The organism is Mesorhizobium sp. P2_F5, from assembly GCF_056403715.1.
The window spans coordinates 83,798-102,546 of sequence record NZ_JBFUEY010000003.1 but is presented as its reverse complement, the minus strand read 5'-3'; the positions used below and the strand labels follow the sequence as shown (position 1 = coordinate 102,546).

The following is an 18,749-nucleotide window of genomic DNA, read 5'->3' as shown; positions in this document are numbered from 1 at the left end:
ACCACTTCAAGCGAACGGCACCGCCGTCGTGCCTTTCGGCAGCTTTGCCTCGTCGTCGGGCTCGACATGGATGGTGACGCGCACAGAGGGGATTTCGGCTTTAAGCGCGTCCTCGATGCGGTCGCAGATCACGTGGCTGGCGCCGACTGTCATGTCGGCGTCGACGACCAGGTGGAACTCGATAAAGGTGGCGCGGCCGGCGATGCGGGTCTTGAGGTCGTGAACCTCCAACGCGCCCTTGCAATTGGCCGAGATGATGTCGCGGATGTGCATGTGTTCGGTCGTGTCGACGGCGCGGTCCATCAGGCCGTTCATCGACGAACCGATGACGTGCCAGCCCTGCCACAGGATGTTCAGCGCGACGATGACGGCAAGTGCCGGATCGAGGATCTGCCAGCCGGTCAGGATTGCGCCGACGAGGCCGCCGAAGACGCCGATCGAGGTCACCACATCGGTCATGATATGATTGCCATCGGCAACCAGCGCCGGTGATTTCGCGGCGCGGCCGGCGCGGATCAGCGTCCAGGCCCAGAAGGCGTTGATGACGGTGGCGACGCCGTTGACAGCGAGACCTTCCCAGGGCTGCTCAAGCGGCGTCGGCGTCTGCCAGGAGCGCCAGACCTCGTTGAGGATCAAAAGCGCGGCGAGTACGATCAGCACGCCTTCCAGCACCGCCGAGAAGTACTCGGCCTTGTGGTGGCCGAACGGATGATCCTGGTCGGCTGGCTTGTAGCTGACCTGGATCGCCCAGTAGGCGGCAGCCGAGGCGATGACGTTGACGATCGATTCCAGCGCATCCGAATAGAGCGCGACGGAGCCGGTGACGTACCAGGCGGCAAGCTTGAGCGCGAGCACGACGAAGGCAACGACGATCGACCAGAAAGCAAGGCTGGCGATCCTTTGCCTGGCCGCTGCCTTTGCCGCTGTCGCCGCGATGTTCTCGGTTGCCGCCATCGTCGCTAAGCGGCCTTTTCCTTGGCCTTGCGCGGCAGATGCGCAACGATGTTCTCGATGATGCGCATGCCGGCATTGTGGCCGAGCGTCATGATCGATTCCGGATGGAACTGCACCGCTGCGATAGGCTCCTTGCGGTGCTCGAAGGCCATGATGATGCCGTCCTCGGTCTCGGCGGTGACGATGAAATCGTCAGGCAGCCGCACCGGATCGGCAAAGATCGAGTGGTAGCGGCCGACGGTCACTTCCTTGGGCAGGCCGGAGAAGATGATGCCGGGCTTGGAGACGCGGATGCGCGACGGCTTGCCATGCATCGGAACATGCAATTGCCGGAGTTCGCCACCATAGGCCTCGGCCAGCGCCTGCAGGCCAAGGCAAACGCCGAAGATTGGCAGGTCGCGGGCGCGAGCCTTCTTGATGGTGGCGGCGCAGTCGAAATCTTTCGGCGTGCCCGGTCCAGGCGACAGCACGACGAGATCGGGCTTCAGCCGATCGAATACTTCCTCCGGCACCGGCGTGCGCACGGTCGAGACATTGGCGCCGGTCTGGCGGAAATAATTGGCCAGCGTGTGGACGAAGGAGTCCTCGTGGTCGACCAGCAGGATGTTGACGCCGTCGCCGACGCGCGCGGTGGTGCGTTCGGTGCCGGCGGCGTTGCCTAATTTGGCGTCGCGAATGGCGGAGAGCATGGCGGATGCCTTCAGTTCGGTTTCGGCTTCTTCTTCCTCGGGGATGCTGTCGAAGAGCAGCGTGGCGCCGGCGCGCACCTCGGCGATGCCGTCCTTGATGCGGATGGTGCGCAGCGTCAGGCCGGTGTTCATGTCGCCGTTGAAATTGACCATGCCGATGGCGCCGCCATACCAGGCGCGCGGGCTTTTCTCGTTCTGCTCTATGAAGCGCATGGCCCACAGTTTCGGCGCACCGGTGACGGTGACCGCCCAGGCGTGCGACAGGAAGGCGTCGAAGGCATCCATGCCTTCGCGCAGCCGGCCCTCGATGTGATCGACCGTGTGGATCAGGCGCGAATACATCTCGATCTGGCGGCGGCCGATGACGCGCACCGAACCTGGGTCGCAAACACGCGACTTGTCGTTGCGGTCGACATCCGAGCACATGGTCAGCTCGGATTCGTCTTTCTTGGAGTTGAGCAGCTTCAGGATCTGCTCACTGTCGGAAATGGCGTCGTCGCCGCGCTTGATGGTGCCGGAGATCGGGCAGGTCTCGACCCGGCGGCCATTGACGCGCACGAACATTTCGGGCGAGGCGCCGATCAGATATTCGTTTTCACCAAGATTGATGAAGAAGGAATAGGGCGACGGGTTGATCGACTTCAGCTTGCGCGAGATTTCGGAAGGTTGCGTCTCGCAGCGCTCGTAGAACATCTGCCCGGGCACGACCTCGAACAGGTCGCCGCGCTTGAAGCTATCCATCGCCTTGCGCACCAGATTGGCATACTCGCCCGGTTCATGGTCGCCGCGCGGCGGGATGCGGTCGGCGGTCTTGAACGGTTCGGCGATCGCGTCGCGCGGTAGTCCCTCGGTCGAAAAGCCATCGCCGGAATAGTCATAGCGGTCGGTCCAGGCCTTGGTCGAGTAATGGTCGACGACCAGGATCTCGTCGGGCAGGAACAGCACGAGGTCGCGCTGGCTCTGCTTGCGTTCGAGCGTGTAGTCGACCGGATCGAACTGGAAGGCGAGGTCGTAGCCGAAGGCGCCGTAAAGGCCGAGATTGGCGTCTTCCTCGGTCTTGAACAAAGCGGTGATGGCGCGCAGCACGGTGAAGACGGAGGGGACACGGCTGCGCTCTTCCTCGGTGAAGACCCGGCCTGGCTTGGCGACGTCGAGGCGGATCAGCTTTTTCGAGGTTTCGGTGATTGTGACTTCACTCAAGCTGGCGAGTGCCTTGCCGATCACCGGCAACAGCACCTCGCCACGGCCGTTTAGCGCCTCGATGCGCATGGCCCGGCCGCGCGCGGAAATCACCAGCGGCGGATCGATGATGGCCGTATCCCAGCGCGTGTAGCGGCCGGGATATTCGTAATTCGAGGAAAATACGGCACCGCGGCGCGAATTCAGCCCATCGACATAGGCGTCGATAGCTCCGGCATATGGCTTGTCGTGACGATCGCGGGTGATGGTGACGCCACCTGCTGTCACGAAGCGTTCAGCGCCGTTTTCCAGAACCTTTATCGTCGTCACTGCCGTCTCCATCTGGCTTGTTGGGCAACGGACCCGGGACTGGCTTTGAAAAAACAAATGGCCGCCCGGACATTCCGTTGCGGCCACCTTCTATTTTCACGCGCACGCGTTCGAACAGGCCGCTGTCAGCGAGCCCACCACCAAATGGTCTTGATCGAACGCATGTTCATGGGCGAAATCCATAGCGGCGAAAAGCCGGATGCGCAACAGGTTTGAAAGCCTGTTTGTGGCCGCCGCTTCCTGGGCTCATGGCACATCGCCAGAGCCGGAGGGCGTGCCTAGACTACCCGTCCAACACCGAGAAAGACGGGAAAGATAGCAAATGACCGACCAGATCGAGCGCGCACGCACGTTCCACGCCCTTCACGTCAAGGGAAACCCGATCGTTCTCTACAATGCCTGGGATCCTGGCTCGGCCAAGATCGTTGAGAAAGCAGGGGCCAAGGCCATCGCCACCGGAAGCTGGCCGGTCGCGGCAGCCTTCGGCTATGCCGATGGCGAGAAAATCCCGCTGGAGTTGGCGCTCGACAACATCAACCGCATCGTGGCGGCGGTCGACCTGCCGGTGACCATGGACCTCGAAGGCGGCTATGGCGTCGAGCCAGAGGTCGTCGCTCTGACAGTGACACGTGCCTTGCAGGCCGGCGCTATCGGCTTCAATTTCGAGGACCAGATCGTCGGCGGCGCCGGCCTGCACGACATCGCCGTGCAGGTGAAACGTATCGAGGCCGCGGTTGCTGCCGTCAAAGCTTCGGGCATTCCCGCCTATATCAACGCCCGCACCGACATCTTCCTCAAGGCCAAGCCGGATGCGCATGACAAGGCACTGCTCGACCAGGCGATCGAGCGGGCGAATGCCTATGAAAAGGCCGGCGCGAGCGGCTTCTTTGCGCCGGGTCTCGGCGATGAGGGCCTGATCGAGGCGCTGTGCAAGGCCAACGCGTTGCCGGTCAACATCATCGCGCTGGCGCATGTGCCGCCGCGCCAGCGGCTGGCCGAACTCGGCGTCTCACGCATCAGCCACGGGCCTGTGCCATACCGGCAGATGGCCGAATGGCTGGAGGCGAAAGCGCGATTGGCGATCTCCGGCTAACTCAGTCCTCCAGCGTTCCCGACCTCGCGTCGGTGCTCTTCTTGTCGCCGACCAGCTTCAGGAGATCCTCGCCGGCGCGGATGATGCGGCGCGAGCGCCGGGTCAGGATGACGCCGTCCTGCGGAGCGAATACTTCGGTACGGCCGCCGGCCTCACCAGGTGTATGGACGATTGTGGCGAGGCGTGCGCCCTTGGAAACGCGGTCGCCGGGCTTCACGTCGTAGAGCACGGCACCCGCCCGGGGTGCCGGCATCATCTCGATGTTTTCCAACGGCGCGACGAAGCCAGTGAAAGGACCTGGTGCGGCCAGGGCCGGGTCGGCGATCACGCCGCGCGCCACCAAAAGCCGGTAGAGCCCATCGGCATCGGATGCGGCCAGCCCGCCGTCGACATCGAGCATGCCGCGATATTCGACCGTGGTGGCGACGCGCCGCTCAAACTTCGCCACGTCGGCGGGGACGTTCTGGTAGGGCATGATCGTGGCGCCCTCGAAGGTGCCGGCGCTGTCTTCGCTCCACAGCACCACCGCATCAATGCCCATGGCGGCGGCGCAATCGGCCATTGCCGGCCACAGGCTGGTGTGGACGTAGAGATAGGCCAGCCCTTCATCGTCACAATGCAGATCAAGCACGATGTCGTGGCCAATGGAAAGTTGCAGCAGCCGCGTCTTCAACTGCTGGTCGGCAGTTCCGAACGTGGTGTCCGGTAACAATGCGATATCAGGCGCGGCAAGCAGCGGAAAGGCACGGTTGAAGTTGGTGCGGGTGCCAAGATGAAAGCGGCCCTGATGTTCGCCGAAATGATATTGCGCGCGGCCGATCGGGTTGGCCCAGGGCACGACCGTGATGTTACCCTTGATGCGCCCCTCGATCTCGGCCTTGTTCAACGCCGGCATCAATGCGTCGATGGCGACGACGCCCGGCAATTCGCCGGCGTGGAGTGCCGACTGCAGATAGGCAGAGGGCGCTGCCTTGTCAGCGCCGGTGAAGCGGAACGCCGGAAATTCGTAGAAAACGCCTTCGCTGTCGCCGGCAATGCGTTCGATCGATTTCTGCATGGGATGCCTCCAGGAAAAGAGGCAGAACACATGCACGTTTGCCGTAGGGCTGTCGATTGGTCCAGTTCGCGCCGCCATGGGCGCAATGGAATTATTCGGCGGCAGCCTGAACAGCCACCGGCGCGGATCGTTCGAGCGCCTGCGAGACAACGGCCACGCTAACGGCCAGCAGCGCGAGTACCGCGCCTACCAACGGCAGATGGGCATAGGAGACGCCAGCGGAAAGGGCCACGCCGCCGATCCATGCGCCGCTGGCATTGCCGACATTGAAGGCGCCCTGGTTGAGCGTGGCGGCAAGGTTCGGTCCTTCGGACGCCGCCTCGACGACGCGGATCTGCAGCGGCGGCACGACGACGAAGATCAGCAGGCCCCACAGGAAGACGACGCCGATGGCGACGCTGGCGATGGCGCCAAACTGCATGAAGCCGACAAACAGCACCGCCATCAAAAGCAGCGTGCCGATCACCGTCGGCATCAATTTCCAGTCGGCCAGCCGGCCGCCGATGATGTTACCTATGGTCATGCCGGCGCCGAACAGCAGCAGCACCCAGGTGACTGCTGACGTGGACAGGCCGGAGACCTCGGTCAAATAGGGCTTGATGTAGGTGAAGACGGCAAACAGGCTGGCCGAGGCCAGCGAGGCGATCAGCATGGCGAGCCAGACCTGCAGCTTGCCCAGCACGCGCAACTCGCCGCGCAGGCCGCCGCCGCTCGGTTCAGCGACGTTGGAGGGCACCAGCCAGGCGATGGCGGCGACCGAGATCAGGCCGATGCCGACGACGGCAAAGAAGGTGGAGCGCCAGCCGAACGCTTCGCCAAGCGCGGTGCCGGCGGGAACGCCGAGAATGTTGGAGAGCGTCAATCCCGCGAACATCATCGCCATGGCGCTGGCGCGCTTGTTGCGCGGCACAAGGCTCGCGGCAACCACAGAACCGATGCCGAAGAAGGCGCCGTGGCCGAAAGCGGTGAAGACACGTGCCGCCATCAGGAGCCAGTAGTTGGGCGCGATGGCGCAGAGGAGATTGCCGACGACGAACATCGCCGTCAGCGCGACCAACACCGGCTTGCGCGGCAAATGCGCGGTGGCCATGGCGACGATCGGCGCGCCGAAGACGACGCCCAGCGCATAGCCGGTGACCAGCAGACCGGCCGAGGGGATCGACACGCCGAGATCGGCGGCAACCTCCGGCAGCAGGCCCATGATGACGAATTCAGTGGTGCCGATGCAGAAGGATGCAATGGCAAGCGCAAGGATCGGCAAAGGCATGGAAAGTCCAGACTGAATCGGTTCAATTTCAGACTGAACGAGAAGCCATGCCGCGCGCAATGCACATTGCTGCAATGCACCAATGCAGAAAGCGCGGAGCTTGACGTGGAGTTACGTCAGACCAGCGGCTTCAGCTCCTGGGCGATGGTCGGCAGCAGTTCCGAGACGTTGGGATGGATATGCACAGCGCGCGCCAGCGTATCGACCGGCGCCTTGGCGTACATCAGGTCGAGCACGCAGTGGACGGCTTCGTCGCCACCAGGGCCGAGTACGGAACAGCCGAGGATTTCCCTGGTGTCGGCATCGACCAGGATCTTCATGAAACCTTGGGTCTCGCCCTTTTCGACAGCGCGGCCGACACGGGTCATCGGTCGTTGGCCGACCAGCGCCTTGCGCCCGGACTTTTTTACCGCCGCCTCGGTCATGCCGCAGCGGCCGAGCGGCGGATCGATGTAGAGCGCATAGGCCTCGATGCGGTCGCTGACCTTGCGTGGATCGTTGTCGAGCAGATTGGCGGCGACGATCTCATAATCGTTGTAGGAGGTGTGGGTGAAGGCGCCCTTGCCGTTGCAGTCGCCCATCGCCCAGATGCCGGGCACGCTGGTGCGCAACTGGTCGTCGACGGTGACGAAACCGCGCAGATCGACCGCCACGCCGGCCTTGTCGAGGCCGAGATCGTCGGTGTTGGGGGTGCGGCCGAGCGCCAGAAGCACATGCGAGCCAACCGCCGGCGGTTTGCCGGCGGAGAAGGTCACGGCGATGTCGTTGCCCTGCTTGGCAAAGCCGATGTCGCCGGCGCCGACATGGACTGCTATGTCTTCGTTTTCGAGGATCGACAGGATGGCAGCCGAAACGTCCTCGTCCTCGCGGCCGGTCAGGCGCGGGCTCTTCTCGATGACGGTGACTTCGCTACCGAAGCGGCGAAACATCTGCGCGAATTCGAGCGAGATGTAGCTGCCGCCGACGACGACCAGATGGCGCGGCAAAACATCGAGATCCATCATCGAGGAATTGGTGAGATAGTCGATGTCGTGGATGCCGGGCAGGTCGGGCACCGAAGCGCGGCCGCCGGTGTTGAGGAAGATTTTTTCGGCGGTCAATAGGTGGTCGCCGACGCGCACCGTGTTAGCGGATTCGAAGCGCGCATGGCCGCGATAGAGGGTGCAGCCCTTCATGCCGGCGATCCAGGTCTCCAGATTGGTGCGGGAGTCGTTCGTGACCTTGTCCTTGCGCGCCTTGATCACCTTGTAGTCAACCCCGACAGGGCCGGAGAGCGTCACCCCATAATCCGCCGCGCGCCGCGCCAGATGCGCGGCATAGGCGCTGGCAACCATGGTCTTGGTCGGCATGCAGCCGGTGTTGACGCAGGTGCCGCCGATCAGCTTGCGCTCGATCAGCGCCACGCTCATGCCGGCTGAGGTCAGCCGACCGGCGAGCGATGGGCCAGCCTGTCCGGCGCCGATGACGATGGCGTCGAATGTCTTTGCCGTCATGCCACCGCCGCCACGATCAGCAGGCCGCCGATGATGGCAACCGCGTCCTCGATGAAGGCGGCAGGCAAATCCTTGCCGAAGGCGGCCGCCAGCCGGCCGCGCGCTTCGGCGCCGCCATACGTGCCGATGACCGCGCCGATGGCGCCGGCGATAAGGCCGCCAATGGTGGAACCGGCGGTGGCGCCGATCACCGCGCCGGCAAAGGCGCCCGTGATGATGCGGGCGGCGAACTGCTGCGGCACCTTGCGGCTCGGCGTCGAGGGCAACTGGTCGGTGATAAGTTCGACAATCGCGAGGATGGTGAAGATGCCGACGGCGGCCCAATGGCCCATGAAACTTGCCCAGGTGCCGGCGACCGGCAGCCAGCCGAGATAAGCGCCCCAGGCGACCGCGGCCGGTGCTGTCATGGCGCGAAGACCGGCGATGATGCCGATCAGAAGTGCAAGCAGATAGAGCATCTAGATCCCCTCTATGCAGGGCCTCGGACGGCCCGCGCGGCAAGCTAGCATAGGCCGGGCATTTGGCCAGCGGGGTTTTCCCCAGCGGAGGATTGTGCTTTGGCATGAGATCAGATTGGAGGCGTGGCCATGTCCGCAAGCGAACGCACGAAAATGATTGCAGGCGGGTGGTACACCTGCATCGACGACGAGCTTGAGGCGCTGCGGGTGATCGCGCGCGATGCGGTGTTCGAGCACAATTCACTGCCGCCCCGAAAGCGCGGCAATCTCGGGCCGGGGCTGAAGACACTGCTCGGCAACGCGGGCGAGGGCGCCCGCATCGAGGCGCCGTTCCATTGCGCCTACGGTTTCAACATCCATCTCGGCGAGGGCGCCTTCCTCAATGCCGGCTGCACCATCCTCGACACCGCGCCGGTGCGCATCGGCAGGCGAACGCTGCTTGGCCCCAATGTGCAGATCTACTGCGCCGAGCACCATAAGGAGGCAGAGGGCCGTCAGGCGRGGCTGGAGATCGCCAGGCCGGTCACCATCGGCGACAGCGCCTGGATCGGCGGCAGCGCTATTATCCTCGGCGGCATCAGTATCGGCGATGGCGCCATCGTCGGCGCCGGCGCGGTGGTAACGCGCGACGTGCCTGCAAACACGACGGTGGTCGGCAATCCGGCGCGGGCCATCAAGGGTCGTTGACGTTAGAGCTCGCCCTTTTATGGAAACGGCGAGCTGCTCTAATTCTTGTTTTAGAGCAATTCCGGACGGAAAACCGTTTCACTTTTCCTGGAATTGCTTAAGCGGCAGGAAACCGGATCGTTGCTTCAAAACCATCCTGCCGGCCGGATGCCGGTGAGTTCAGGGTCAGCGTCGCATCGATCTGTTGCAGGATTTTGTTGACGATCGCCAGTCCGAGGCCCGATCCCTCGGCACGCGTTGCACCGCGTTCGAACCGTTTCACCAGACCGCCGGGAGTTGGAACAACCGGACCTTGGTTGATCACGCTGAGCCGGGCATCTTCAGTGATGCGAACGACAACCTCGCCGCCCTCGGCGCCATGCCGCAAGGCGTTCTCGATGAGGTTGCGCAGGATAATGGCCAATGCATCCGTATCGATCGCGGCGTATGACTTGGTGTTCGGCGTTTCAAGGCGAAGGCGACCCTTGTTCTGGTTGCGCTGCTCGAAGTCGGCGACCACCAACGCCGCGACCGCCCCAAGGTCGGCTGGCTTGCCGGCGACGGCCACTCCAGCATCGGCGCGCGCCAGCTGCATCAGCTTTTCGGACAGGCCGGCGAGATCGGACAGGGCCGCCTTGATCTGGTGTGGGCGTTTTCTTGCCGCCTCGTCCGGAGTTTCGGCGATCAGGCGTTCCGTCTGGGCCAGCGCGCCGGCAATCGGCGTGCGCAATTCATGCGCGGCGTTGGCGGTGAATTCCTTTTCGGCGTCGATTGCCATGTTGAGGCGCCGCATCAGGCTGTTGACGGACTTGGCGATGGCGGCAAGTTCGGAGGGCAGGTCCTCGGTGCGGATCGGAGCGAGGTTGTCACCGTGACGAGCGCTGATCTCGCCGCGCAGTGTCGCGATCGGCCTCAGGAAACGCGCCAGGGTCAGCCACGCGACAAGTGCGCTCAACGGGATGAGGATGACCATCGGTATCAGGAAGCCAGTGGCGGCTTCGAGCGTTTCCTCATTGCGCCGGGAATCGAGCTCGGCGACCTGGATGAAAACCGAGCCGCTGACCGCCGGCTCGGTGTAGATGCGCCATCCCGCGGCCTCAGAAAAACCTTTCGCGAGTTCAGCCGTGAGCGGCTCGGCGGGAGCATCATAGGAGTGTATGAGAACGTGACCGTCGGCGTTCCGCACCTGGAAAACCAGGCGGTCGCCGTCATCGTCCGAGACAGCCTCCGCAAGTCTGCGCGGCGATTGCGACGCCTCGCGCCCGAAAAGATCGTCGATGACCAGCGGCAGCAGCCGCCGCGCCGCTTCCTGCATGGAACTGTCCATGGCTTCGTTGATTTCACGATGCAGCGTGATGCTTCCGGTGCCCGCTGCGACCAGGCCGAAGGCGACCGTGAGCAGGATCAGTGAGGCAACGAGGCGACCGGCAAGGCTGTTGAGGACCCTCATGGAGATGCCAGGCGGTAGCCCAGCCCCCTTACGGTCGTGAGGGTCTCGCGCCCGATCTTCTTGCGCAGGCGACTGACATAGACTTCGACAGTGTTGCTTTCGATCTCCGCACCGAAGGCATAGAGCGCGTCCTCGATCTGGTTCTTGGCGACGGTCACGCCGGGCCGGCGCAGGAACTGCTCCAGCACCGCCCATTCACGGGACGTCAGCATGGCCTCCACGCCGTCGACGACAACGCGGCGCGCGGCCTGGTCGATTTCGACCGGCCCGAGCCGGATTAAGGGATTGGGGTTCCCCGCATAGCGGCGCGCGACGGCGGCAAGGCGTGCGGACAACTCGCCGAGATCGAACGGTTTGACCAGATAGTCGTCCGCCCCGGAATTCAACCCCGCTATGTCCGAGAGCTGGTCGCGCGCGGTCAGGATGATGACTGGCATGTCGGCGCCTTCGCGACGCAGCGTTTGCAGAAATTCGAGGCCCTTGCCGTCAGGCAGATGCAAGTCGAGCAGGACGAGTTCATATGAGACGACATGGAGGTGATCACCGGCATCGCCAAGCGTCGTGCTCCAGTCCACGGCATGGCCGTCGGCGGCGATGTGATCGCGCACCGCCTCGCCCAGCACGGGGTCGTCTTCGATCAGCAGAACGCGCACCTTGCCTCCGTGTTCACGGCAACACGCCGCCTTCATGCGGCACAAGGCTGACAGGAAGCTGAACGAAAGCCAATCGCGGCTTTTGGACGAGGTGATGGGTGTTCAGGTGGCTGTCAGGTTTAACAGCCAGGGTCCACGACATCGGAATTGGCCGATGGAGAAAACAAGATGAAGACCTTGATCCTGACCGCGCTGGTGATGGCTGTTGCCGGGCCGGCCTTCGCTGCCGACAGATGCGATGTGCCCACCGACCAGTGGCAGCCGCGCGAGGCACTGCAGAAGAAGCTTGAAAGCGAAGGCTGGAAGGTCCGCAGCATCAAGACGGAGAACGGCTGCTATGAAGCCAAGGCTCTCGACGCCAACGGCAAGAAGCTGGAAGCAGTGTTCAATCCCAAGACGCTCGAGTCGGTCGGCGCCGATTCCGACGACGGTTGATCGCCATGAACGCCACCGTTTCAACACGAGAACAATTGGTCAAGGTCTGGAGCCCCTACGTCCGCCTCTTTCACTGGTCACTTGTCCTGTGCGTTGCGGTGGCATGGCTGTCCTCTGGCGAAATCATGAAGGTGCATGAGTTGGCCGGCTACAGTGCGGGTGTGTTGATAACCTCGCGGCTGATCGCCGGACTGGTCGGATCTGGATACACGCGCTTCCGTCAATTCGTGCGTGGGCCGCGCGCGGTCCGCTTGTATCTCGCTGATGTGGCGAAGGGCGGCGAAAAGCGTTATCTCGGCCATAACCCTGCTGGCGGCGCCATGGTGCTGGCGCTTCTGGCTTGCGTGGCAGGAATTGCGCTCACCGGCTGGATGCAGACCACCGACACCTGGTGGGGCGTGGCCTGGGTCGAGGACACGCACAAGATCCTGGGCAATGGCATCTTGGTGCTGATCGGGCTGCATGTTGGCGGCGTGCTGCTGGCCAGCCTGCGCCATGGCGAGAACCTGGTTCGCGCGATGATCACTGGCCGCAAACGCGCACCATCGTCGGAAGACGTCGCCTGACTATAGAGACTGGACATGCAAGGGGCGTCGCGTCGATGCGGTGCCCCTTGCCGTTCGACCTCAAGATGACAGGGCCTGCGCCATCCGTTCGTCCTGATCTATCCGCCTGGAGAATTCGCGCCGGTATTGCGCCGGCGAGGTCCTGAGCCGCGCGGCGAAATGCTGGCGCAGCGAGGTGGCGCTGCCGAAGCCGGCTTCGAAGGCCACCATGTCCATCGATTTCTCCGTCGCCTCCAGCAGTCGCTGCGCGAGTTCGATGCGCTGGCCGGCGAGCCACTCGCCAAAGCTGGTGCCGATCGATTTCTGGAAACGGCGGGTGAAGGTGCGCCGGGTCAGGCCGGCGGCCTCGGCGACGCGGTCGAGGCTGTGCGTTTCACCTAATGTTGCCCGCACCGTGTCGAGCGCCTGGGCGAAGCGGTCGGTTGCCGGGGTTTTCGCCAGCGGGCGCTCGATGAACTGGGCCTGCCCGCCCTGGCGGTGCGGCGAGAGCACAATGTGCCTGGCCAGGCGCAATGCTACTTCGGCGCCATAGCGGGCGCGCACGATGTGCAGGCAGCAATCGAGCCCAGCCGCGACACCGGCCGAGGTGACGATGTCGCCATCGTCGACATAGAGCACGTCGGCGTCGACTTCGATGTCGGGATGCAGCGCCTGTAACCGGTCGGTGGAGGACCAATGCGTGGCCGCCCGCCGGCCGGCAAGCAGCCCGGCGGCGGCAATGGCAAATGTGCCGAGGCAGAGGCCGACGATCAGCGCGCCGCGCCGGTGCGCGCGCGAAAGCGCTTCGAGGAGCGGGGTGGGAAGCGGGGCGTCGAGATCTTTCCAGCTGGGAATGATGATGATGTCGGCAGCGTCGAACGCCGAGAGCCCATGCGGAACAGCGATCGTCAGCCCGGCATCGGTGTGGATGGGTCCATCGTCGAGCGCGCAGACGCGAAAGTCGAACCGCGGCAGGCCGAGCTTGGTGCGGTCGGTGCCGAACACGACGCACGGCACGGAGAGGTGGAACGGGCTGATGCCGTCAAAAGCGAGGACAGCAATGATCGGGTCGGTCATGGTCGGTTCCAGCAAGGAAGCGGATTGTCCCAATTCTTTCGAACGATGTCAATCGGGCCACTTTTGGCAGCCGGGCGATCCGCCTATTTTCGGCCCGTCCCGTTCAAGCCCTAGAGGAAACCACCATGTCCGCCAACACCACGCCGCGCCGCGCACTCATCGTCATCGATGTCCAGAATGATTATGACGGCGGCAACCTCGCCATCCAGCATCCGCCGTTCCGCGACAGCGTGGTCAATGTGGCGCGCGCCATGGATGCCGCCGCTGCCGAAGACGTGAAGGTGGTTGTCGTCAAGCAGATGGCGCCGGAGACGTCGCCAATCTTCGCCAAGGGCAGCCATGGCGGCGAATTGCATCCAGAGATCGCCAGGCGTGAGCGCGACCACTATGTCGAAAAGTCGCTGCCTAGCGCCTTCGCCGGCACCGATCTCGAGGAATGGCTGCGCGCCAACGCCATCGATACGATCACGGTGGTCGGCTACATGACGCATAATTGCGATTTGTCGACCATCATCCACGCCGCGCATGTCGGCTTTGCGGTCGAATTCCTGTCCGACGCCACCGGCTCGCTGCCTTACGCCAACAGCGCCGGTTACGCCTCGGCCGAGGAGATCCACCGGGTGGTGACGGTCATCCTGCAGTCGCGCTTTGCAGCCGTGCTCGACACCGCCGAATGGATCGATGGCCTCAGGACGGGCGCCCTGCCCAAGCGCGACACGATCTATGCCTCCAACCAGCGGGCGCTGGCGCGCAACGCGGCCTAACTGCTCGCCGAAATGCAAAGGGCGCCGCATCGCTGCGGCGCCCTTTTGTTAGGGATTGCACGTTCTTAGAACAGGCCTTCGATCTGGCCGGCTTCGTTGAGAAAGATTTTCTCCGAAGACGGCGCCTTGGGCAGGCCGGGCATGGTCATGACCTCGCCGCAGATGACGACGACGAAGCCCGCACCTGCTGAAAGCCTGACTTCGCGCACCGGCACGGTGTGGCCGGTCGGCGCGCCGCGCAGGTTCGGGTCGGTCGAGAAGGAATACTGGGTCTTGGCCATGCAGACCGGCAGCTTGCCGTAGCCGGCCTGTTCCCAGGCGTGCAACTGGTCGCGCACCGACTTGTCGGCGATCGCCTCCGAGCCGCGATAGATGCGCTGGACGATGGTGTTGATCTTCTCGAACAGCGGCATGTCGTCGGGATAGAGCGGCGCGAACTGCGACGCCCCGGATTCGGCCAGCGCCACCACCTTGTTGGCGAGCTCCTCGATGCCGGCCGAGCCCTTGGCCCAGTGCTTGCACAGGATCGCCTCTTCGCCCATCGAGGCGACATAGTCCTTCATCGTCTGGATTTCTGCGTCGGTGTCGGAATAGAAGTGGTTGATGGCAACCACCGCCGGCACGCCGAACTGGCGGATGTTCTCGATGTGGCGGCCGAGATTGGCGCAGCCCTTCTTCACCGCCTCGATGTTTTCCTTGCCGAGGTCTTCCTTCTTGACGCCGCCATTCATCTTCATGGCGCGCACGGTGGCGACGATGACCGCCGCCGCCGGTTTCAGGCCGGCCTTGCGGCACTTGATGTCGAAGAACTTTTCAGCACCGAGATCGGCGCCGAAGCCGGCTTCGGTGACGACATAGTCGGCAAGCTTCAGCGCCGTCGTGGTGGCGACGACCGAGTTGCAGCCATGGGCGATGTTGGCGAACGGGCCGCCATGCACGAAGGCCGGGTTGTTCTCGAGCGTTTGCACCAAATTGGGCTGCATGGCGTCCTTCAGCAGCACGGCCATGGCGCCGTCGGCCTTGAGGTCGCGGGCATAGACGGCCGACTTGTCGCGGCGATAAGCGACGATGATGTCGCCGAGGCGCTTTTCCAGGTCCTTCAGGTCGGTGGAAAGGCACAGGATCGCCATGACTTCCGAGGCGACGGTGATGTCGAAGCCGCCTTCGCGCGGGAAACCGTTGGCGACGCCGCCGAGCGAGCAGATCATCTCGCGCAGCGCCCGGTCGTTCATGTCCATGACGCGGCGCCAGACGACGCGGCGGGTGTCGATGCCAAGCTCGTTGCCCCAGTAGATGTGGTTGTCGATCAGCGCCGAAAGCAGATTATGCGCGGTGGTGATGGCGTGGAAATCGCCGGTGAAGTGGAGGTTCATGTCCTCCATCGGCACGACCTGTGCGTAGCCGCCGCCGGCAGCACCGCCTTTGACGCCGAAATTCGGTCCGAGCGAGGCCTCGCGGATGCAGACGATCGCCTTCTTGCCGATGCGGTTCAAGCCATCGCCGAGGCCGACCGTCGTCGTCGTCTTGCCTTCGCCTGCCGGCGTCGGGTTGATGGCGGTGACGAGGATCAGCTTGCCGTCCTTGTGTCCCTTCACCGACTTGATGAACTCGGCAGATATTTTCGCCTTGTCGTGGCCATAAGGCAGAAGGTGCTCGGTCGGGATGCCGATCTTGGCGCCGATCTCCTGAATCTGCTTTTTCTTGGCGCCGCGCGCGATCTCGATGTCGGACTTCACTTCGGCCATGACGGCTTTCCTTCGGATTGGACGGTGGAGGGGACGGGGTTGATGACTGTGGTCGTCGCAGGCAATTCGAAACGGCCGTTAGGCGCGCGGGCATGTTCTAACCCTGTCGCTGCCGCGGCGTCAACTTGCATGCAACTATGTTTCCTATGAAGAAAGTGTCTCCGCGGCCGGGCCGACCTGTCGCCGGTTCTTCCTGGCTCCGTTGCCGCGCCGTATAGAAGCCAGAGGATGCGACATTGCGCCGTCTCAAAACAGCCGCCCAATGCACGGAATGCGACAGAGGCGACGGCGCAAATTCGCCATCGCCGTCGCGGCGGCGACGGACGTTACTGCGTCAGGACGTTGCTGATCTCGACCATGTTCGAGCGCACCCGCAGCACATAGAAGCCCATCGTCGTCAGGTGGGTCGGCATGATCCAGCCATCCTCGCGGCCATTGGCGATGATGAAGGGCTGGATGCGCAGCGCCGAGACGAATTGCGCGTCCATCGTGTCCCATAGATTGCCGAGATGCTTTTCCTTGATGACGTCGTCGAAATCGGCCTGGGCGCCCTTCATCAGGCCGTAATAGGCATAGAGCTGGCCATAGGCGAACCAGAAGCGGTCGTCGGCGCGGAAGTCGAACCAGCCATCGTTGTGATTTTCGGCCCGCTCCTTGAGGATCGCCGAGGTCGAGCCGATATCCGAGGAGATGCGGTCTATATACTGCTTCAGATTGTCGGCGCGGGCATCGAACGTCGCCTGGCAGGTGGCGAGACGGGCGTTGAAGGAACGCAGCTTGTTGACGGCATCGCGATAATAGCTCGGCGTCGGCGTCTTCGGGCCGAACGGGTTGAGGCCGAAATACCAGGTGTATTCGTCGAACTGCAGATTGCCACGCGCATCCTGCAAATCGGCGTCGATCTGCGACGTCGTGCGCACACGGCCGAGATTGTCGGCCAGCTCGGTGGCGGTGCGGCGCACCGCCTGGTTGATGCCGCGCTGGAACGAGGCTTTGTTGTCCATGAACGGCGTATGATCCCAGTCGACGCCGAACAGGCCGAGCTTGTAGAGGATCATCGACGAGATCCAGGCATTCTGGTTGACGTTGAAGTCGGTGAGGTCGGCCGCGACCTGGGCGATGCCTGAATTGCCGCAGGTCTTGGCGGTCTCGGTGCCGGCGCCGGCCGCGACCTGTTCGCCGGCCGAAATGTTGCGGTTCTCGAAGGTGTATTTGTCGACGTAGTTGGGGTCGAACTTGTTCCACCACTGGGTGGCGTAGAAGAAGTTGGCGTAAAGGCCGATCAGCACCAGCAAAGCCAGGCCGACCACCGCCTTCAGGATCCAGCCGCGCTGCGTGTACCAGCGCCCGGCCCACATGAACGGCCACAGGATCACGCCGATGACCAGGCCGATGCCGCGGCCTATCCACTGGAAGATGCGGGTGAAGAAATTCACGATCGGATCAAGCATGGCTCACGTCACCCCTCAGCATGATGCCAAAAAGTTGCAGACTTTTTGGACAACATCATGCGCCAAAACAATAAGTTAGAACGAAATGACGGCTCATTTCGTTCTAGTCAGTCAGGCCGTAAAGGCGCGTGCGAAACGCCACCTTGTCCTTCAAATATGTGGTTTTCAGAACCTCCACAACATGCGATCGCCAGGCGTCGCTGTAGCCGTCATAGTCCTTGTAGAAGCCGGGCTTGTTGAAGACGTAGCGCGAGACGAAGTCCTGCGGCACGAAATCCGAGATCAGCTGGTTGGTCAGCCAGGCGTCGGGATGGTCGGGCTTTCCGCGCACGACCAGGAAGCGCTGCCGCGGCGGGACATCCTCGATCTTGAGATGGCCGAGTTGCGCGATCTCGCGCTTGGCGGCATTGAGGAAGGGAAAATTGCCATCGCTGGCGATCATGTCGGCATGGCCATGGATCCAGGTCTGCAGCCAGACCTTGTCGACGTCGGTCAGATTGCGGTTCGGCTCGGTGTCGCGGATCAGCGAGCGCACGACCATCTCGGCGCGATGCTCGAGATAGCCCGAGCTTTCGACCCATGACGCCCGCGGCAGTTCGATGCGGCCGGTGCTGGCCAGGAACTTGAACACCTTGTCGGCATCGTTGATCGAGAGATAGCTGACCTGCCAGGGACGCGAACGGCGAAAGCCTGGTGCGGCCGGATCGCTGATGACCGTCGTCATGTCGGGGTCGACGAAGACGTAGAGCCCGCCGAAATGGCTAGTCCAATAAGCGTTGTGGCGGAAGATCACCTGGTCGGGCACCAGCGCGTTCTCGCGGATGTCGCCGCACACCTTCGCCAGCTCCACCATGCGGGTCAGCATGGCGTTGTCGCGCCAGGCGTCCGGCTCCTGCTTCAGCCGGTCGACCAGCTTGCCGAGCTCGGCGGCCTTGCCCAGCACGTCCTCGGCCGACAGCACCTTGAACTCGACCTGGCTGATCGACAGCAGGTCCTCGATGTCGTTGACCAGCGGAACGGAATCCTCGATCTCGCCGTAGATGACGTCCTTGATGGTCAGCGCATCGATAGCGCGCTGGTTCTTGGACATGAACTCGAACATCAGCTGCGAGGTGTTGGAGAAGGCGGTGTGCACCACCGGCAGCTCGATCTGCGACGGCGTCAGGATGATGAAGCGGCGATTGACCTCATTGGGGTCGAGATAATCGTAGTCGCCGCACTCCTCCGCCACTTCCGGTGAGAAGCCTGTGCGGTCGATCTGGAAACTCTTCAGCTTGGTGGGTTTCAGCCCGAACGCAACAAGCGCTTTGTTGTAGCGCTGGATGAGATGCGACTCGTCGACCGTCAGCAGGCGGCCGTAGATCAACTCGTTGTCGCGCAGGAGGTCGGGTTTTTTATGGGCACTCATCCTGCCTTCTCCCCGTTCACGGGGAGAAGGTGCCC

General features: G+C 63.3%; 17 protein-coding genes. 5 read left to right on the top strand and 12 right to left on the bottom strand.

Features of this window, described 5'->3' with window-relative positions; genetic code table 11:
* Positions 1-6: 6 nt before the first annotated feature.
* Positions 7-954 carry a cation diffusion facilitator family transporter gene (locus tag AC1DYO_RS04505; protein ID WP_477260726.1) on the bottom strand — a complete coding sequence of 316 codons (948 nt, stop codon included), beginning with the start codon at positions 952-954 and terminating at the stop codon, positions 7-9.
* A 5-nt stretch (positions 955-959) separates the two neighbouring features.
* Positions 960-3,164 carry an anthranilate synthase gene (locus tag AC1DYO_RS04500; RefSeq protein ID WP_477260724.1) on the bottom strand — a complete coding sequence of 735 codons (2,205 nt, stop codon included), beginning with the start codon at positions 3,162-3,164 and terminating at the stop codon, positions 960-962.
* Between the two features lie 310 nt (positions 3,165-3,474).
* On the opposite strand from AC1DYO_RS04500, the gene AC1DYO_RS04495 reads away from it, so the two are divergent.
* The gene (locus AC1DYO_RS04495) at positions 3,475-4,245 is read left to right on the top strand and encodes an isocitrate lyase/PEP mutase family protein (protein ID WP_477260722.1); all 771 of its coding nucleotides are present in this window, start codon (positions 3,475-3,477) and stop codon (positions 4,243-4,245) included.
* A 1-nt stretch (position 4,246) separates the two neighbouring features.
* On the opposite strand, the gene AC1DYO_RS04490 is transcribed toward AC1DYO_RS04495, so the two are convergent.
* From AC1DYO_RS04490 to AC1DYO_RS04475, 4 genes are all read right to left on the bottom strand, one after another.
* Entirely contained in the window at positions 4,247-5,302 is a 1,056-nt protein-coding gene (locus AC1DYO_RS04490) for a peptidase M14 (RefSeq protein WP_477260720.1), read from the bottom strand.
* Positions 5,303-5,393: 91 nt separating this feature from the next.
* Entirely contained in the window at positions 5,394-6,569 is a 1,176-nt protein-coding gene (locus AC1DYO_RS04485; RefSeq protein WP_181061299.1) for an MFS transporter, read from the bottom strand.
* A gap of 116 nt (positions 6,570-6,685) precedes the next feature.
* Positions 6,686-8,062 carry an FAD-containing oxidoreductase gene (locus tag AC1DYO_RS04480; protein ID WP_477260718.1) on the bottom strand — a complete coding sequence of 459 codons (1,377 nt, stop codon included), beginning with the start codon at positions 8,060-8,062 and terminating at the stop codon, positions 6,686-6,688.
* On the bottom strand, positions 8,059-8,520 hold the full coding sequence (locus tag AC1DYO_RS04475; protein WP_477260716.1) for a DUF4126 domain-containing protein: 462 nt from the start codon (positions 8,518-8,520) through the stop codon (positions 8,059-8,061). The genes AC1DYO_RS04480 and AC1DYO_RS04475 overlap by 4 nt, the downstream gene beginning before the upstream one ends.
* A 129-nt stretch (positions 8,521-8,649) precedes the next feature.
* Here AC1DYO_RS04475 and AC1DYO_RS04470 point away from each other — a divergent pair, with 129 nt between their 5' ends.
* The gene (locus tag AC1DYO_RS04470; RefSeq protein ID WP_477260714.1) at positions 8,650-9,207 is read left to right on the top strand and encodes a sugar O-acetyltransferase; all 558 of its coding nucleotides are present in this window, start codon (positions 8,650-8,652) and stop codon (positions 9,205-9,207) included.
* Between the two features lie 97 nt (positions 9,208-9,304).
* Here AC1DYO_RS04470 and AC1DYO_RS04465 read toward each other — a convergent pair whose 3' ends face one another.
* Complete coding sequence (locus AC1DYO_RS04465; protein WP_477260712.1) at positions 9,305-10,636, bottom strand: ATP-binding protein; 1,332 nt, start codon at positions 10,634-10,636, stop codon at positions 9,305-9,307.
* A complete protein-coding gene (locus tag AC1DYO_RS04460; protein ID WP_477260710.1) occupies positions 10,633-11,289 on the bottom strand; it encodes a response regulator in 657 nt (218 codons plus the stop codon). The genes AC1DYO_RS04465 and AC1DYO_RS04460 overlap by 4 nt, the downstream gene beginning before the upstream one ends.
* A 168-nt stretch (positions 11,290-11,457) precedes the next feature.
* Between AC1DYO_RS04460 and AC1DYO_RS04455 the strand changes: the two genes are divergently transcribed.
* Positions 11,458-11,724, top strand: coding sequence for a PepSY domain-containing protein (locus tag AC1DYO_RS04455; protein WP_477260708.1), 267 nt, complete (start codon positions 11,458-11,460; stop codon positions 11,722-11,724).
* A gap of 5 nt (positions 11,725-11,729) precedes the next feature.
* Positions 11,730-12,290, top strand: a complete 561-nt coding sequence (locus AC1DYO_RS04450) for a cytochrome b/b6 domain-containing protein (protein WP_477260706.1) — start codon at positions 11,730-11,732, stop codon at positions 12,288-12,290.
* Positions 12,291-12,350: 60 nt separating this feature from the next.
* Here the strand turns inward: AC1DYO_RS04450 and AC1DYO_RS04445 are convergent, their stop codons facing one another.
* A complete protein-coding gene (locus AC1DYO_RS04445; RefSeq protein WP_477260705.1) occupies positions 12,351-13,346 on the bottom strand; it encodes a helix-turn-helix domain-containing protein in 996 nt (331 codons plus the stop codon).
* 125 nt (positions 13,347-13,471) lie between these two features.
* Between AC1DYO_RS04445 and AC1DYO_RS04440 the strand changes: the two genes are divergently transcribed.
* Entirely contained in the window at positions 13,472-14,110 is a 639-nt protein-coding gene (locus AC1DYO_RS04440) for a cysteine hydrolase family protein (protein ID WP_477260703.1), read from the top strand.
* Positions 14,111-14,175: 65 nt separating this feature from the next.
* On the opposite strand, the gene AC1DYO_RS04435 is transcribed toward AC1DYO_RS04440, so the two are convergent.
* From AC1DYO_RS04435 to AC1DYO_RS04425, 3 genes are all read right to left on the bottom strand, one after another.
* The gene (locus AC1DYO_RS04435) at positions 14,176-15,855 is read right to left on the bottom strand and encodes a formate--tetrahydrofolate ligase (RefSeq protein WP_477260701.1); all 1,680 of its coding nucleotides are present in this window, start codon (positions 15,853-15,855) and stop codon (positions 14,176-14,178) included.
* Positions 15,856-16,181: 326 nt separating this feature from the next.
* A complete protein-coding gene (locus AC1DYO_RS04430) occupies positions 16,182-17,306 on the bottom strand; it encodes a DUF2333 family protein (protein WP_477260699.1) in 1,125 nt (374 codons plus the stop codon).
* Positions 17,307-17,409: 103 nt separating this feature from the next.
* Positions 17,410-18,714, bottom strand: coding sequence for a DUF6638 family protein (locus tag AC1DYO_RS04425; protein WP_477260697.1), 1,305 nt, complete (start codon positions 18,712-18,714; stop codon positions 17,410-17,412).
* Positions 18,715-18,749 lie beyond the last annotated feature (35 nt).